At 70.6% G+C, this 15476-nt stretch carries 14 protein-coding genes; 8 read left to right on the top strand and 6 right to left on the bottom strand.

Annotation, left to right across the window (positions count from 1 at the left end; all coding sequences use genetic code 11):
- The first annotated feature begins 76 nt into the window (after positions 1-76).
- The 4 genes from ACFYRX_RS38250 to cimA all read left to right on the top strand — a co-directional run bounded on the left by ACFYRX_RS38250 (position 77) and on the right by cimA (position 5537).
- Positions 77-244 carry a hypothetical protein gene (locus ACFYRX_RS38250; protein WP_389110419.1) on the top strand — a complete coding sequence of 56 codons (168 nt, stop codon included), beginning with the start codon at positions 77-79 and terminating at the stop codon, positions 242-244.
- Entirely contained in the window at positions 244-2295 is a 2052-nt protein-coding gene (locus tag ACFYRX_RS38245; protein WP_389110416.1) for a TolB family protein, read from the top strand. Before ACFYRX_RS38250 ends, ACFYRX_RS38245 begins: the two co-directional genes overlap by 1 nt.
- A gap of 29 nt (positions 2296-2324) precedes the next feature.
- A complete protein-coding gene (locus ACFYRX_RS38240) occupies positions 2325-3614 on the top strand; it encodes a TolB family protein (RefSeq protein WP_389110413.1) in 1290 nt (429 codons plus the stop codon).
- 318 nt (positions 3615-3932) lie between these two features.
- Positions 3933-5537, top strand: a complete 1605-nt coding sequence (gene cimA / locus ACFYRX_RS38235) for a citramalate synthase (protein WP_389110410.1) — start codon at positions 3933-3935, stop codon at positions 5535-5537.
- Positions 5538-5546: 9 nt separating this feature from the next.
- Here the strand turns inward: cimA and ACFYRX_RS38230 are convergent, their stop codons facing one another.
- From ACFYRX_RS38230 to ACFYRX_RS38220, 3 genes are all read right to left on the bottom strand, one after another.
- Positions 5547-6035: a hypothetical protein gene (locus ACFYRX_RS38230; protein ID WP_389110408.1), complete on the bottom strand. Its 489-nt coding sequence runs from the start codon at positions 6033-6035 to the stop codon at positions 5547-5549.
- A 76-nt stretch (positions 6036-6111) separates the two neighbouring features.
- Entirely contained in the window at positions 6112-6315 is a 204-nt protein-coding gene (locus ACFYRX_RS38225) for a DUF397 domain-containing protein (protein WP_389110405.1), read from the bottom strand.
- Positions 6312-7118 (bottom strand): helix-turn-helix domain-containing protein, encoded by an 807-nt coding sequence (locus ACFYRX_RS38220; protein WP_389110403.1) that lies wholly within the window; start codon positions 7116-7118, stop codon positions 6312-6314. The genes ACFYRX_RS38225 and ACFYRX_RS38220 overlap by 4 nt, the downstream gene beginning before the upstream one ends.
- A 112-nt stretch (positions 7119-7230) precedes the next feature.
- On the opposite strand from ACFYRX_RS38220, the gene ACFYRX_RS38215 reads away from it, so the two are divergent.
- The 3 genes from ACFYRX_RS38215 (at position 7231) to ACFYRX_RS38205 (ending at position 12153) form a co-directional block, all read left to right on the top strand.
- Complete coding sequence (locus ACFYRX_RS38215; protein WP_389110400.1) at positions 7231-7644, top strand: ATP-binding protein; 414 nt, start codon at positions 7231-7233, stop codon at positions 7642-7644.
- 77 nt (positions 7645-7721) lie between these two features.
- Entirely contained in the window at positions 7722-10754 is a 3033-nt protein-coding gene (locus ACFYRX_RS38210; RefSeq protein WP_389110398.1) for a glycoside hydrolase family 3 N-terminal domain-containing protein, read from the top strand.
- A 37-nt stretch (positions 10755-10791) separates the two neighbouring features.
- A complete protein-coding gene (locus ACFYRX_RS38205; RefSeq protein ID WP_389110395.1) occupies positions 10792-12153 on the top strand; it encodes a hypothetical protein in 1362 nt (453 codons plus the stop codon).
- A gap of 181 nt (positions 12154-12334) precedes the next feature.
- On the opposite strand, the gene ACFYRX_RS38200 is transcribed toward ACFYRX_RS38205, so the two are convergent.
- The gene (locus ACFYRX_RS38200) at positions 12335-13117 is read right to left on the bottom strand and encodes a serine protease (RefSeq protein ID WP_389110392.1); all 783 of its coding nucleotides are present in this window, start codon (positions 13115-13117) and stop codon (positions 12335-12337) included.
- A 145-nt stretch (positions 13118-13262) separates the two neighbouring features.
- The gene (locus ACFYRX_RS38195) at positions 13263-13721 is read right to left on the bottom strand and encodes a MarR family winged helix-turn-helix transcriptional regulator (RefSeq protein WP_389110391.1); all 459 of its coding nucleotides are present in this window, start codon (positions 13719-13721) and stop codon (positions 13263-13265) included.
- Here ACFYRX_RS38195 and ACFYRX_RS38190 point away from each other — a divergent pair.
- The gene (locus ACFYRX_RS38190; RefSeq protein ID WP_389110388.1) at positions 13720-14919 is read left to right on the top strand and encodes an FUSC family protein; all 1200 of its coding nucleotides are present in this window, start codon (positions 13720-13722) and stop codon (positions 14917-14919) included. The two genes, ACFYRX_RS38195 and ACFYRX_RS38190, sit on opposite strands and share 2 nt — an antisense overlap.
- Here the strand turns inward: ACFYRX_RS38190 and ACFYRX_RS38185 are convergent.
- Positions 14907-15128, bottom strand: coding sequence for a hypothetical protein (locus tag ACFYRX_RS38185; RefSeq protein WP_389110385.1), 222 nt, complete (start codon positions 15126-15128; stop codon positions 14907-14909). The genes ACFYRX_RS38190 and ACFYRX_RS38185 overlap by 13 nt on opposite strands.
- Positions 15129-15476 lie beyond the last annotated feature (348 nt).

Genomic DNA, 15476 nt, shown 5'->3' with positions numbered 1-15476 from the left:
GTGGTGCGTTTGCCTCGTTGGGAGCCCTCGGCGCGGGGCCGGGGGCAGTGCGTCAACGGGGACCACAGGGGGGAACATGTCCAGAGCCGCAGCATGTCTGTCAGGCAGAGTCCTGCTCGTAGCGTTCACCGGAACCAGTGCAACGGCCGCACCACTCGTCCACGCCCACCGCGTCAGCGCCACCGCCGACGGCGGCTCCGGCGGGGCCGTGGCGAACGACGTCTTCCAGCGGAGGTCCCGCTGATGTCCCGCGTCTCAAGGGCCCTGCTGGGAACGGCAGTTGTCCTCGCCCTGGCCGGTACCACCGCTCAGGCGCAGGCCGCCGGACCCAAGGAGTCCCGCACCCAGCGCGTGAGCACCGCCGCCGACGGCAGCCAGGCCGACGGTGCGTCGGACTACGCGGGCATCAGCGCCGACGGCCGCCACGTCGCGTTCGTGTCCACCGCGCCGAGCTTCGGCTGCGAGCACTACACGCCGTGTCTGCTGGTGAAGGACGTGGCCGACGGCGGGGTCACCAGGATCGACCTCGGCGGCGGCTACCTGTACAGCTCGCCGACGCCGAGCGCCGACGGCAGCCGTATCGCCGTCTCCGCGGGCAGCCGGTTCATGGCCCCCTACCTGTACGACCGTGCCACCGGCCGTGCGGAGAAGCTGTGGCCGCAGGACCCGCCCGGCTTCAACGAGTTGGGCCACACCGAGTCGATGAGCCCGGACGGCACACATGTCGCGTACACCATCGGCAACCGCAACGCACCGCAGAACACCCGGCTGCTGTACGTCCGGGACACGGCCACCGGAACCGACGAACTGGTCTCACCGGCCGAGGAGGGCCAGAAGGCAGGCGCCTCGGTGAGCGGCGACGGGAAACGGGTCGCCTACGGCATCCGCAGTGACAGCGAGGTCGATCCCCTCGACGTCTACGTCAAGGACCGGACCACGGGCAGGCGGACCCAGGTCGACGCGGACCTCGGTGTCGCCAGCCTGATCCGCATCACCGCGGACGGCCGCCGCGTCCTCCTCAACGCCGACAGCGGGGTGTACGTCCACGACCTGCGCACGGGCACATCGCGGCGCGTGGCCGACGGAACCGCCTCCGCCGCCACGGCGGACGGCCGGTACGCCGTCGTCTCGGGCGAGGACGGCCAACGGGTGCGCGATCTGCGGACCGGGCTGCGAGGCGCCGCCCTTCCGTGGTCCGCCACGGTGATGGACGCCGGCCTGGCCGACAAGGGGCGCACGGTGGCCTTCGGCGCGCGCGAGTCCCACCTGGTGCCGGGCGACACCAACGCGGAGACGGACGTGTTCGTCTTCTCCGGGGAACTGCGCAGGAACCCGGCCCCGATGCCGTCCGTCACCGAGCGGATCAGCGTGACGCGGGACGGGCAGCAGCGGTCCGCGGCGTCGTACGACCCGGTGATGGGGCAGGACAAGGTCGTCTCCTTCACCTCGGACGGTGACGTGTTCGTCAACGCGTCGGGCGGCATCTCCGAGGTCAACGACAGTACGCAGAAGCCGTCGTCCGAGGGATCGCCCTGCTACAGCGGACGCATGGTCGGCTACGCGGCCCCACTCGCATCCGACGGCGGCCCGGGCATCCACGTCCGCAACCGCTCGGTCGGCAAGCTCACCAGTCTCGGCTCCTACCAGGGCGTCCGCTTCACCCGCATGGGACAGCCCGTGGTGGACCCCACCTGCCAGTGGCTCACCTACGTGGCGACCCTGCCCGCCACCGCCGCCGACCCGGATCCGCAACCCCAGATCTATCGCTTCAGGTTCAACGGCGGCGGCACCGACCTGGTCAGTGCTCCCACGGGCGGGGCGGCGGGCAACCCGTCGGTCAACTACGACGCCCGGTACATCGCCTTCGAGCAGGGCGGCGACGTCTACGTCCGCGACCTGGACACCGGAGCCCTGGAGAAGGTCGGCGAGCACGCGAAGGCGCCCTCACTCAGCGCGGACGGCCGCAAGGTCGCCTACCAGCAGGGGAGTTACGCCGTGGTCCGCGACCTCGACACCGGCGCCACGCACCGGGTCAGGGGCACCCAGCCCTCGCTCGCCGGAACCGGCACGGCTCTCGCCTACACCTCGGGCCGTTCCGTGTATCTGCTCGAACTCGCCACCGGGAAAAGCCAGTTGGTCAGCGTGGACCGCCGGGGTGGCCGAAACGACCTCCCGGCCGGGCACCCTTCCGTCAACGCCGACGGCACGGTCGTCTCGTTCGAGTCGGCGTCACCCGATCTGGTGGAGGGGGACACCAACGGGGTGGCGGACGTGTTCCTGCGGACAGTGCAATGACAAGCAGTACCTACCACGGGGGAACGACCATGCACAGGAACAAGCGGGCCTTCGCGCTCGCCCTGGCCCTCACCACGGGCCTGATCACCCTGTCCGCCAACGCCAACGCCAACGCCAACGCCAACGCCAACGCCAACGCCGCGCCGCCGCCCGCGACCGAGCGGATCACTCTGTCGTCGACCGGGGCGCAGCTCCAGCGGGGGACCAGCATCTCGGGGCTCAGCGCCGACGGACGTTACGCGGTCTTCGTCTCGGACGACTCCGGGGTGGTCCCCGATGACACCAACGGGCAGTCGGACGTGTTCGTCCGGGACCTGAGGAAGGGCACCGTCGAGCGGATCAACGTGGCCGCGGACGGAACGCAGGCCGACGGCTCCAGCTCCTACGCGGAGATCAGCGCCGACGGCCGGTACGTCGCCTTCACCTCCTCGGCCACCAACCTCGTCGACTGGGCCGAGCCGCCCGCGCATCCCCGCGACGTGTACGTGTACGACCGCCACACCGGGAGTACGGAACGGGTCAGCGTCGGCGCGGACGGCGGCACCGCCGGGGTGTTCGACAACCTCGACATGTCCGCCGACGGCCGGTACATCGCCTTCGACGGCTCCTCGCAGCGCATGGAGGGGGACGCGAAGAACCAGAACCTCGCGTACGTCCTGGACCGGCGCACCGGCACGGCCAAGAGGATCAGCGACCACATCCCGGCGGACTGGTATGTCTCCGGCCTCGAACTGAGCGCCGACGGCAGCCGTCTCGCGTATGTCCAGCGTCATCCGCGAGGCGGGCGCCACGAGCTGTGGCTCGCCGATCTGCGCACCGGCGAGCAGCAACTGGTGAACGCCGCGTCCGACGGCACACCCACCAACGGCTCCCCGGGCGGCGCGTCCCTCTCCGCCGACGGCCGCTTCGTGTCGTACTCCTCCTTCGACGAGTCCGTGGTCCCCGGGCCGCCGCAGTACACCTGGGAGCTGTACCTGTACGACAGCCGCACGGGGAAGACCCGGTGGGTCACCCACGAGGGCGAGGGCGGACTGGGCGCCGGTGTCCTCAGCCCCGACGGCCGTCGGCTGGCCTACCAGACCGAGACCGTGAAGGAGGACGAGACGACGTACGACAACGTGTGGGTGCGCGATCTCAGGACCGGCCGGAACCAGCTCGTCACCCGCACCCTCGGAGGTGAACCGCTGACCGAGGGGTATTCGGCACCCGGCGCGTTCGCCCGCGACGGACGTCTGCTGTCCTTCTTCTCGACCTCGCCCGACCTCGTCCCCGGCGACACCAACGGCATCGGCGACGGCTTCCTGCACCGACTGCGGTGACTGCGATGACCAGCACAGTGCTCGCATCCTGAGACGGAGGGTGAGCACGGGGGCGGTCTGTGCCAGACTTCCCCCGTGCTCTCGTTCGCCACGATTATTGGCAGCAGGCGCGCCGGTCCGCAGTGACCGCCACGTACGACCAGGTACGGGCGGACACCGTCGTCTTCGACCCGCGCGCAGACCTCTCGCACCCGCGAGGGGTTTTTCGCTTTTCTGGCCCACCCACAGCCAGAAGCGAGAGCGCGAGGGAGTATGTGGAGGCGGTGGAGCCGGTCATTCCGGTACGACCGAGATCCAATACCCAGGAGCCTTGAGACCATGACCGCACCCAGCGAGCTCGACGATCAGTTCCACGTCTTCGACACCACCCTGCGCGACGGCGCTCAGCGTGAGGGCATCAACCTCACCGTCGCGGACAAGCTGGCCATCGCACGGCACCTGGACGACTTCGGCGTGGGCTTCATCGAGGGCGGCTGGCCCGGCGCCAACCCGCGGGACACCGAGTTCTTCGCCCGCGCCCGCCAGGAGATCGACTTCAAGCACGCCCAGCTCGTGGCCTTCGGCGCGACCCGTCGCGCGGGCGGCAAGGCGTCCGAGGACCCGCAGGTCAAGGCCCTCCTGGACTCGGGCGCCGAGGTGATCACCCTGGTCGCCAAGTCGCACGACCGCCATGTGGAGCTGGCGCTCAGGACGACCCTGGACGAGAACCTGGAGATGGTCCGCGACTCGGTGTCCTTCCTGGCCTCGCAGGGCCGCCGCGTCTTCGTCGACTGCGAGCACTTCTTCGACGGCTACCGCGCCAACCCCGAGTACGCGAAGGCCGTCGTACGGACCGCGTCCGAGGCCGGCGCCTCCGTCGTCATCCTCTGCGACACCAACGGCGGCATGCTCCCGGCGCAGATCCAGGCCGTGGTCTCCACCGTCCTCGCCGACACCGGCGCCCGGCTCGGCATCCACACCCAGGACGACACGGGCTGCGCGGTCGCCAACACCCTGGCCGCCGTCGACGCGGGCGCGACCCACGTGCAGTGCACGGCGAACGGCTACGGCGAGCGGGTCGGCAACGCCAACCTCTTCCCGGTGGTCGCCGCCCTGGAACTCAAGTACGGCAAGAAGGTCCTCCCCGACGGCAAGCTGCGCGAGATGACCCGCATCTCCCACGCCATCGCCGAGGTCGTCAACCTCACCCCCTCCACCCACCAGCCCTACGTCGGCGTCTCCGCCTTCGCCCACAAGGCGGGCCTGCACGCCTCCGCGATCAAGGTCGACCCGGACCTCTACCAGCACATCGACCCCGAGCAGGTCGGCAACACCATGCGGATGCTGGTCTCCGACATGGCGGGCCGCGCGTCGATCGAGCTCAAGGGCAAGGAACTCGGCATCGACCTGGGCGGCGACCGCGAGTTGGTCGGCCGGGTCGTGGAGCGCGTGAAGGAACGCGAGCTCCGGGGGTACACCTACGAGGCCGCGGACGCCTCGTTCGAACTGCTGCTGCGGGGCGAGGTCGAGGGCAGGCCCCTCACGTACTTCTCGGTCGAGTCCTGGCGCGCGATCGTCGAGGACCGACCCGACGGCACCCACGCCAACGAGGCCACGGTCAAGCTCTTCGCCAAGGGCGAGCGCATCGTCGCCACGGCGGAGGGCAACGGCCCGGTCAACGCCCTGGACCGGACCCTGCGCGTGGCCCTCGAGAAGATCTACCCCCAGCTCGCCAAGCTCGACCTCGTCGACTACAAGGTCCGCATCCTGGAAGGCGTGCACGGCACGCAGTCCACGACCCGCGTCCTGATCTCCACATCGGACGGCACAGGGGAGTGGTCGACGGTGGGCGTCGCGGAGAACGTCATCGCCGCGTCCTGGCAGGCCCTGGAGGACGCGTACACCTACGGCCTCCTGCGCGCCGGCGTCGAGCCCGCCGAGTAACTCCCCGGCTCAGCACGAGTCCTCGGCGAGCTCCTCGAACTCGCCGAGGCTCATCGCGCGGTCGTCGGCCCAGACCTGCCCGGGTTTCAGCTTGGCCAGGTCGGCCGCACGGAATGTCAGGGTGACGCTGTACTCGTAGTTGTACTCGCCCTTCATGAAGCCGAGTTGGTACGTGTAGTCGGCCACGGGCGTCCGGGTCCCGGCCGGACGCGCGTGCCAGCCAGCCAGGGGTGAGAAGAGCGGGAAGTCCGCGTCGCCGGGTTGCACCGTGTCGGGCACCCGCCAGCCGGAGAGGTTCGGCCCCGAACCGTCCTTGGCCTTGGTGCCCGTGAGCGACAGCCCCTGCACGCGGTCGTCCCCGCAGGGCCGGATCAACGCGTACGGCGCCCCGTCCGCCCTCATCTGCACGGCGGCCAGCGGCGCATCGATCGCCTCACAGCCACTCAACAGCCCTGTCCCGACGGCCACTCCGACCATCGCGATGACACACCGTCTCATCGCCGTCCCCCTCACCCCGGTGCACCGAGCACACCATCGGTCCGGGGCGCGTGGCGACCACCGTTGTGCACCGGTCCTATTGCGGTCCTACAACTGCGTCGGGCGGACTTGTCGCGAACCCCAGGAACGCGGCCCAAGTGCCCGGCGTCACGGTGAAGTTGGGCCCGGTGTTCTTGGAGTCGCGGACGTGGACGGCGGACGGCTCGGTGGCGAGCTCGATGCAGTCGCCGCCCTGGCTGCCGCTGTAGCTGGACTTGAACCACTGGCGTGTGGTGCTCATCGGTCTCCTAGCAATCCGTGCAGGAAGCGCACGCTCTCGTCCGGTGAGAGGGCCTGTGACCGCAGCATTCCATACTGGAGGTGATAGTCGCTGACCTCGTCTGGATCATCGACGAGAAAGCTGGCGCGCTGGACTTCCAGGTAGATCAGGCGCTCGTGTTCGGGAGTTTCGAGCAGCACCATGGGACCGTCGAGACAGGCGTGCGGCGCCCGATCCATCGGCATGATCTGGAAGCTCATGTGGACCGGCTCGGTGTACTCCAAAATCTGGCGGAACTGCTCTCGCATCACCTCGGAACCGCCGACCTCCCGCCGCAGGACGCTCTCCTCGATGACGAAGTGGCACACGGGAGGCCGCTCCCGCTCGAAGACCAACTGCCGTTCCATGCGGGCGTTCACCCACTGCTCGGAAGTCTCCGTGCCGATGGCCGGGTACCGGAAGCCGAAGACGGCCCGGCAGTAGTCGCGGGTTTGGAGGAGCCCGGGCACCGCCAGACTCTGGTACGACAGGATCCCGACGGCCTCCTGCTCATGATCCACCAACGACTGCGCGAACTGCACCACCTTCTCCCGCACCGGCATCCGCTCCACGAGCAACGCCAACGCGCCCTTCGTGCAGAGCAGTTCGTCGAACTGTTCCGCCCGGTCCGGCTGGAGGGCCAGTCGCCCCTGCTCGATCGACCCCACCGTGTCGACGTGAACGCTCGCCGCCTCGGCGAACTGTTCCTGTGTCAGACGGGCGTGCTTCCGATAGTGCGCCACGAGCGCGCCGACCACCTGCCAGGAACCGACCTTCTTCGACATGGCCAACCTCTTCCCCCGTCCGCGCCCCGACCCCTCGTAGTGGGCTCGTAGTAATCAGAACTACGACCTCACTCACTGCCCCACCATAGTCACCGCCTGTGACAGTCACCCCGTGAACAGCCAACCCCAACTCCTCCACGCCCGCACCGCCCTGTATCCCCGCGACCGCAGGTCAGTAGCCGTGGCCAGAGATCTCACCCGCATCACCCTCGCCGATTGGGGGCTCACTCAGCGGAGCGACGACGTGCTGCTCTGCGTGAGCGAACTCGCCACCAACGCCCTCCTGCACGGCGTCCCGCCGAGCCGCTGCTTTCAGCTCGCCCTGACCCTCGCCACCGACGGAGTCCTCCGCGTCGAGGTCCACGACAGCGGCCCCGGCGAGATCCACCCCGCGCACCCGTCCGTGGGTGCTGAACGAGGTCGCGGCCTCCTCCTCGTCGCCGCGCTGGCCGACGACTGGGGCGTCCGTGAACGGGATCCGGGCAAAGTCGTCTGGTGTGAGTTCCGGGGCGGCGGGCCGTCTTGACGGTCCTGTGGGCCGCCAGTTAACTCACGGCGTGAGGTAAGTCACGAGTGGATTACGAGAGCCAAGGGGGAAGCTCCATGCGTTCCGTACGAAGAACCGCCCTGCTCGCCTCGGCCACACTCCTGGCGGCACTGCTGCCGCTGGTGTCCGCCCAGGCGCAGGCTGCCGACGATGCGCCGCCGGTCCCCGTCCCCGTCGACCGCTTCGAGGGCGAGGTCCCCTTCGCCTCCCAGCCCGCCGAGGGCATCTTCACCTGGGGCAGCGACAACGACGACCCGCCAACTCTCGCACTCGCCACGAGAGATGACGCCCCCGAGGGCGCGAAGGTCCTCGCCGGCACCTACGACATCAGCGGCTACGGCGGCTTCACCCACGACTACGCCGCCGCCGGGCCCGCCCACGACTGGTCCGCCCACAAGGGCATCCGCTTCTGGTGGGAAGGCCAGAACAACGGCAAGAAGGTCGCCTTCGAACTCAAGGACGGCGGCGCCAACGGCGAGGCCTCCGAGCTGTGGACGACCTCCTTCACCGACGATTGGACGGGCTGGAAACAGGTCGAGATCCCCTTCACCGACTTCGCGTACCGCACCGACTACCAGCCCGTCGGCGGCATCGACCACGTCCTGGGACTGACGGAGATGTGGGGGTACGCCGTCACCCTCCCCGTCGGCGCTCCCGGTCAATTCGCCATGGACGGCGTCGAGTTGTACGGCAGGGCCGACCAGTCGCTGCGTGCGAACGTCACCACCGACGCCGCCGTCTACCCGGTCGCGCAGGGCAGGACCGCCACCGTCGAGGTCACCGTCGCCACCACCGGCTCCGCCCCGCTCGACGAGCCCGTGACCGTCGCCTACGAGACGTCGGCCACCGGTACCGCCGACCCTGGCAAGGACTACACCCCGGTCTCCGGCACCCTCACCTTCCCCGCGGGCACGGCCTCCGGCACCACACAGGCGGTCCGGATCCGCACCCTCGACGGCAAGGCGGCGGAGAACGCCGAGACCGTCCCCCTCAAGCTCACCGTCACCGGCGCCAAGGCCCCGGCCGAGACCCCGCAGGTCGTCATCGACGCGCACGGGCTGCCGTATCTGAACAGCAAGCTTCCCGTGAAGCGGCGCGTCGCCGACCTCCTCTCCCGGATGAGCCTCGCGGAGAAGGCCGGCCAGATGACCCAGGCCGAACGCGGAGCCGTCGGCACCGGAGGCGACATCGCCGCCTACGACCTCGGTTCGCTGCTCTCCGGCGGCGGTTCCACTCCCACGCCCAACACCGCCGAGGCCTGGGCGAAGATGATCGACTCCTTCCAACTCCGGGCGCAGGCAACCCGGTTCCAGATCCCCCTCATCTACGGAGTCGACGCCGTCCACGGCCACAACAACCTGGTCGGCGCCACCGTGATGCCGCACAACATCGGCATCGGCGCCACCCGGGACCCCCAACTCGCCGAGCGGACAGGCGCGGTGACCGCCGCCGAGGTCCGTGCCACCGGCGTCCCCTGGGACTTCGCGCCCTGCCTCTGCGTCACCCGTGACGAACGCTGGGGACGTTCCTACGAGTCCTTCGGCGAGGACCCGGCCCTCGTCGAGTCCATGGAGACCGTCATCCAGGGTCTCCAAGGCGCCCGCGACGGACGGGACTTGAAGGACGACGACAAGGTCCTCGCCACCGCCAAGCACTTCGTCGGCGACGGCGGCACCGCGTACGGCTCCTCCACCACCGGCACCTACACGATCGACCAGGGCGTCACCACCGTCACCCGGCAGCAGCTCGACGCCGTCCACCTGGCGCCGTACAAGAGCGCGGTCGACCGTGGCGTCGGCACGGTCATGCCGTCGTACTCCTCGCTCGACATCGTCGGCGACGGCCTCGGCCCGGTGAAGATGCACGCCCGCGGCGACATGATCAACGGGGTCCTCAAGAAGAAGCTCGGCTTCGACGGGTTCGTCATCAGCGACTGGGACGGCATCGACCAGATCCCCGGCGACTACGCGAGCGACGTCCGGACCTCCGTCAACGCCGGGGTCGACATGGTCATGGCCCCGTACGCCTACAAGGACTTCCACACCGCGCTGGTGGCGGAGGTGCGGGCCGGGCGCGTCAGCGAGAAGCGGGTCGACGACGCCGTATCCCGCATCCTCGCGCAGAAGTTCAGGCTCGGGCTCTTCGAGAAGCCGTACGCCGACACGAGCGGCGCCCCGGCCATCGGTTCCGCCAGGCACCGGGCCGTGGCCCGCGAGGCGGCCGCCGAGTCGCAGGTCCTGCTGAAGAACAGTGCCGGGCTGCTGCCGCTGAAGAAGTCGCAGAAGGTGTACGTCGCCGGGTCCAACGCCGACGACATCGGCAACCAGAGCGGCGGCTGGACCGTCACCTGGCAGGGCTCGTCCGGCGCCATCACCCCGGGTACGACGATCCTGGAGGCGATGCGCAAGAACTCCCCGGCGCTGACGTACTCCAAGGACGCCTCCGCCCCGACCACCGGCTACGACGTCGGCGTGGTCGTCGTCGGCGAGACACCGTACGCCGAGGGCGTCGGAGACGTCGGCAACGGCAACGACCTGGCGCTGTCCGCCGCCGACCAGGCCGCCGTCGACAAGGTGTGCGCGGCCATGAAGTGCGCGGTGCTGATCGTCTCCGGGCGACCGCAGCTCATCGGCGACCGGCTCGGCGGGATCGACGCCCTGGTCGCGTCCTGGCTGCCGGGTACCGAGGGCGACGGGGTCGCGGACGTCCTGTACGGCAGGCGCGCCTTCACCGGCCAACTGCCCGTCACCTGGCCGAAGTCGGAGGCCCAGCTGCCGATCAACGTCGGCGACCCGGCGTACGACCCGCAGTTCCCGTACGGCTGGGGCCTGACCACACTCACCAAGGTCCCCGACGGCGGGGCGAAGACACTGCAGGCGCTCGGCCTCGCCGCGAAGGCGGCCGAGCGGGCGGGGGCCGACGGGACGGGTCGCGCGCTCGTCGAGAAGGCCCGGCTGATCGTCCAGGAGAAGACCCTGAACATGACGGCCGCCGTCGCCGCGCCCTTCGCCGACGCCGATCACCTCCTGCTGACCGGCCACTACGCAGAGGCGGTGGCGAAGCTGACGGTGGCCTACCGGGCCGCCTGAGGGGCCGGTTCCGGGAGGCTTCGGGTAGCGTCGAAGTATGAAGGCCAGCGTGCAGGCCGTAGTACCGACCCGAAGCCTCCCGGGGCTGCTTCTGGCCCTGGTGGTCGCGGCCCTGGCCGTCCTGTCGACGGGCGCCTGGCCCGCCTCGGCGACGACGAGCGTCTCGGCGATCGGCGAGGCGCTCCGCAAGAACCCCGTCTACATCGACCCGGCCGCGTCGGACCAGCTGTCCTCCGCGGACGCAGACGTCCTCGCGCAACAGATCGAGAACGCCGACAGGCCGCTCTTCCTCGTCGTGCTGCCCGCCTCCTACCCGCGAGCGGACCTCTTCACGAAGCTGCGCACCGCCACCGGCATCACCGGCCTGTACGCGATCCGTCTCGGTGACTCCTTCGACGCCCGGGCCGACTCCTCGGTCCTGCCGCGCTCGGCCGTGCGGAACCTCGTCACCACCTACCGGGGCGAGGACACCAGGGCCCAGCTGAGCGACGTCACCGTCAGCGCCCTGACCAACATGGGCGGCTCGGCCCCCTCCACCTGGAGCTCCGGCGACGACGACAACGGAGTGCCGACCGCCGCACTGATCACCGTTGGTGCCGTGCTGGTGGCGGGCGGCGCGGGGGCGTACACGCTCGTGCGGCGCAGCCGGCGTCGGCACGCGGAGGAGCAGCGGGCCGCGCTGGAGAAGCTGCGGGTGGTGGTGGACGAGGACATCACGGCGTTCGGCGAGGAACTGGACCGCCTGGACTTCCACCCGGCCGAGGCGGGGGCCGACGACGCGATGCGCGCGGACTACGAGCGGGCGCTCGACGCCTACGAGCAGGCGAAGTCGTTCATGGCGGCCGCGACGAAGCCCGAGGACGTGCGGGCGGTCTCCCAGTCCCTGGAGGACGGCCGCTTCTCCCTCGCCCAGCTCGCCGCCCGCCGCGAGCACCGGCCGCTGCCCGAACGCCGGGTGCCCTGCTTCTTCGACCCCCGCCACGGTCCCTCCGTCACCGACGCCGCCTGGACGCCGCCGGGCGGTGCCCCGCGCGAGGTGCCGGTCTGCGCGGCCGACGCGACCCGTCTGGCCGACGGCCGGGACCCGGTGATGCGCGAGGTCGACACGGCCGATGGCCGCCGCCCGTACTGGGACGCCGGCCCGGCCTACGGTCCCTGGGCGGGCGGCTACTTCGGCGGCGGCATCCTGCCCGGGCTGCTGGTCGGCACGATGCTCGGCAGCATGATGGCCGGGCCCGCTTACGCGGCCGACTACGGCTCCGGATACGGCGACTTCGGCGGCGGCTACGAGGGCGGCGACCTGTCCGGCGCGGACTTCGACTCCGGGGATTTCGGTGACTTCGGGGGTGGGGGCGACTTTGGGGGTGGCGGAGGGGACTTCGGTGGTGGGGGGTTCTGAGGATCTTCTTTCGCCCCCGCCGCCCCTACCCGTCCCGTCCTTCGGGGGCTCCGCCCCCGTGCCCCCGCTCCTCAAACGCCGGAGGGGCTATTTGTAGCCCGTCCGGCGTTTGAGGACGAGGCCCTTCGGGCCGATGGGGGTCTGGGGGCGCAGCCCCCAGGGACGGGACGGGCCCCTCACCTCACAGCGACGCGGCCGCCGAAGCGATCGCCGACGCGAACGTGGAGACCTCGCTGTAGACCCCGGGCGCGTTCGGCTGCGCGCACCCTATGCCCCAGCTCACGATGCCGACCTGGATCCACGCGTTCGCCGAGTCCCGGCGGAACATCGGTCCGCCCGAGTCCCCCTGGCAGGTGTCGACCCCGCCCGACGCGTACCCGGCACAGATCTCGTCGCTGGCGACCAGCCCGCTGTACCCGCTGTACGTACGGCAGGTCGCGTCGCTCACGAACGGCACGGTCGCCTTGAGCAGATAGCGCTGCTGAGCGCCGCCCTCGACGGCCGCGCCCCAGCCCGCGACGGTGAAGGTACCGGTGTTGTACTGAGTCGTCGTGGCGATCTTCAGCGTGGGCAGGTTGATGGGCGCGGCGAGCTTGATGAGCGCCCAGTCCTTGCCGTTGCCGTTGTAGCCGGGCGCCCGGTAGACGTACGTCGACTTGACCTGCACCCGCCCGGTGGTGGACTGGAGGTCGACGACCCCCGCGGTGGCGGTGATGCCGGTGTTCGCGCCTGTGCCGTTCACGCAGTGCGCGGCGGTGAGCACGATCTGCTGGGTGTACAGCGCCCCGCCGCAGCCCATCGAGAGCCGCACCATGAACGGGAACTCGCCCTGCGCGGCACGGCTGCCGCCGATGACGGGCGAGGGCGCGGCCTGAGCGGCCGAGAGGGGCTGGAGGCTGGCGATCGCGAGTGCGGCGGCTCCGACCGCCAGACATCTCTTGAGGGTCGTGAGGAGTTTCGTCAAGGTGATGCCTTCCAGAGTGGGGGGTGGCTCTGACGAGTTCATGCCAAGCATGGGCATCAAAGAAAAGCCCAAGTTCTGACATGGGCTGGTCAAATCTGTTGAAGGATTATGGGAACCCTGTGAACTCCCGCACAAGGGGCGCGATTCAGCCAGCCGTCTCCGCGTCGGCGAGCCGTTCCATCACCTCCGCGGCGAGCTCCAGCACCCCGCGCTCCGTCGCGCTCAAGGACGCCAACGCCCCCGCCAGCCAGGCGTCCCGCTCGGCCATGTCCCGCTCCAGCGCCAGCCGCCCCGAGGCCGTGAGTGACAGCACCGACTGCCGCCGGTCCACGCTCCCGGCCTCGCGCCCCACCAGCCCCTCCGCCTCCAGTTCGGCGAAGACCCGGGTCAGCGACTGCGGCCGCTGCCGCAGCGCCGCCGCGACCTCGCCAGGGGTGGCGGACCCGTGCCGGTGCAGATGCCCGAGTACCTCCAACTGGTTCGCGGAGAGACAGCCGTCACCGCGCTCCTGCCGAAGCCGCCGGTTCAGCCGCATGATGCCGCGACGGATGCGGGCGGCGGAGGGGAGGCGATCCTCGGGGTCCGCTGCGCTCATCGATTCCATGACGAAGATCGTACGCGAACTCTTACTACCGCAACTCCAACTCCCCCCGTACTCTCAGATGGTGGCCGCCAAACTGATACGCAATGCGTACGAAGCTGCCCTCACGATGGCCGCCGTACTGCTCTGCTGGACCCTCGCCCTCCGGCTGGAGTCGGCCGCCGGGCTGCACGCCGACGTCCTCGTCCTCGCGGTCGCTCTGACCCTCACCCTGGCCGGAACCCAGCGCACCGCGGACACCCGCCGCCGTCTCACCGCCCTCGCCCTGCTGCCCGCGACGGCGGCCGTCTCGATCCTCGTGGGCCGACTCATCGGCGCGCACTACGCCGTCGGTGCGGCGGTCTTCACGGCCGGGATGTCGGTGCCGATCTGGATCCGCCGCTACGGCCGTGCCGCCACGAAGGCGGGCACCCTGATGACCCTGCCGTTCGTCGCCCTCCTGGTCGTCCCGGGCCCGGCGCTGCCGCCCAAGGCGCAGAGCGGACTGGTGAGTTGGGGATGGGCGGCACTGACCGGGGTGGCGGCGGTGTGCTGTGTGTGGCTGGTGCAGGGACTGGGCGACCGGTACGGCCCCTGGCGCCCGGATCCCGAGCCGCCGCCCCGTCGCCCGTCCCGCCTCCGCCCTCGCCCGAGTACCCGTATGGCCCTGCAGATGGCCGCCTCGATCGCGGTCGCCTTCGTTGTCGGCCGGCTCCTCTTCGACGACCACTGGCCGTGGGCGGTCCTGACGGCGTACGTCGCCGCGAGCGGCAACCGCGGCCGAACAGACGTCGTACGCAAGGGGATCGAGCGCCTCGCGGGAGCCTGCGCGGGCACCCTGCTGGCGGCCGGGGTCACCCAGGCCGGGGTCACCGGCCGCACCTCGATCGCCCTGATGTTCACGGTCCTGGCGATCGCCCTGTGGCTGCGCCCCCTCAACTACGCCTACTGGGCGGCCGGAATGACCACCGCCTTCTCCCTCCTCCTCGGCTGGTTCGGCCAGGACGCGACAGCCCTCCTGCCCACCCGGCTCGCGGCGATCGCGGTCGGCGCGGTACTCGCCGTGGCGTCGGCGTGGTGGTTGCTGCCGGTACCGGGCCGCCGTACGGCAGGGAGAGGCGGTGTCCGGCGACGCGTGGTCACCGTCTCCTCGCCGACGCCGGGCGTCGGTCCACGGGAAGGGCCCGCCGACGAGGAGTCCGGCCCCCGTCAGTCCGCGTGAGGCGCGAGGGCGTACCGCTCGCCGGCGGCGTGCCACCACCCGGGCGGCGAGGATCCGTGGACGACGGCCGACGGCTGACTCGGATGCAACCCGAGCCGCCACAACGCCTCCGCGGCCACCTCGACCCGGAACCACCCCCGCCACCGGCCGTCTTCCCCAGGCCCGCACGCGAGAGCGAACCGCACCTCGTGCTCCACGGAGAACGGCATCCAGTCGATCCCACGATCCCGCAGTCAAGCCCGAACGGCGGCCAGGGGGGTCGGGCGGCCGTCGACGTTCTCGTACGACACGACGGTGATCCAAACGGCAGCGGTCCTCATACGGCCCATGGTGCGCGAGTACGCCCCTGGCGCGCCAGGGCCTGTCCGGCGGATCAGGCCGGCTCCAAGGAACGCCGCCTTGTCAGCGCAGGTGAGCGGGGCCATGGGGGTCCCCCCGCGCGAGCGAAGCCGAGCGTGGGGAGCGTGCAGCTGCAAGGCGGAGGAGGGAGTCGACGCGGAGCGATGGGGGCCCCTCCCGCTCGAGCGAAGTCGAGAGTGGGGGAGAGTGACGACAAC

The sequence above is a fragment of the Streptomyces sp. NPDC005374 genome, from assembly GCF_042872225.1.
In the GTDB taxonomy this organism is placed as follows: Bacteria; Actinomycetota; Actinomycetes; order Streptomycetales; family Streptomycetaceae; genus Streptomyces.
Note: the sequence above shows the minus strand (reverse complement) of the source record. Positions and strands in the feature narration are given on the sequence as shown.

Excerpts from the sequence above, each read along its gene's own strand:
- ACFYRX_RS38250 (WP_389110419.1), top strand. The coding sequence starts at position 77 with ATGTCCAGAGCCGCAGCATGTCTGTCAGGCAGAGTCCTGCTCGTAGCG.
- ACFYRX_RS38245 (WP_389110416.1), top strand. The coding sequence starts at position 244 with ATGTCCCGCGTCTCAAGGGCCCTGCTGGGAACGGCAGTTGTCCTCGCC.
- ACFYRX_RS38240 (WP_389110413.1), top strand. The coding sequence starts at position 2,325 with ATGCACAGGAACAAGCGGGCCTTCGCGCTCGCCCTGGCCCTCACCACG.
- cimA (WP_389110410.1), top strand. The coding sequence starts at position 3,933 with ATGACCGCACCCAGCGAGCTCGACGATCAGTTCCACGTCTTCGACACC.
- ACFYRX_RS38230 (WP_389110408.1), bottom strand. The coding sequence starts at position 6,035 with ATGAGACGGTGTGTCATCGCGATGGTCGGAGTGGCCGTCGGGACAGGG.
- ACFYRX_RS38225 (WP_389110405.1), bottom strand. The coding sequence starts at position 6,315 with ATGAGCACCACACGCCAGTGGTTCAAGTCCAGCTACAGCGGCAGCCAG.
- ACFYRX_RS38220 (WP_389110403.1), bottom strand. The coding sequence starts at position 7,118 with ATGTCGAAGAAGGTCGGTTCCTGGCAGGTGGTCGGCGCGCTCGTGGCG.
- ACFYRX_RS38210 (WP_389110398.1), top strand. The coding sequence starts at position 7,722 with ATGCGTTCCGTACGAAGAACCGCCCTGCTCGCCTCGGCCACACTCCTG.
- ACFYRX_RS38205 (WP_389110395.1), top strand. The coding sequence starts at position 10,792 with ATGAAGGCCAGCGTGCAGGCCGTAGTACCGACCCGAAGCCTCCCGGGG.
- ACFYRX_RS38190 (WP_389110388.1), top strand. The coding sequence starts at position 13,720 with ATGACGAAGATCGTACGCGAACTCTTACTACCGCAACTCCAACTCCCC.
- ACFYRX_RS38195 (WP_389110391.1), bottom strand. The coding sequence starts at position 13,721 with ATGGAATCGATGAGCGCAGCGGACCCCGAGGATCGCCTCCCCTCCGCC.
- ACFYRX_RS38185 (WP_389110385.1), bottom strand. The coding sequence starts at position 15,128 with ATGCCGTTCTCCGTGGAGCACGAGGTGCGGTTCGCTCTCGCGTGCGGG.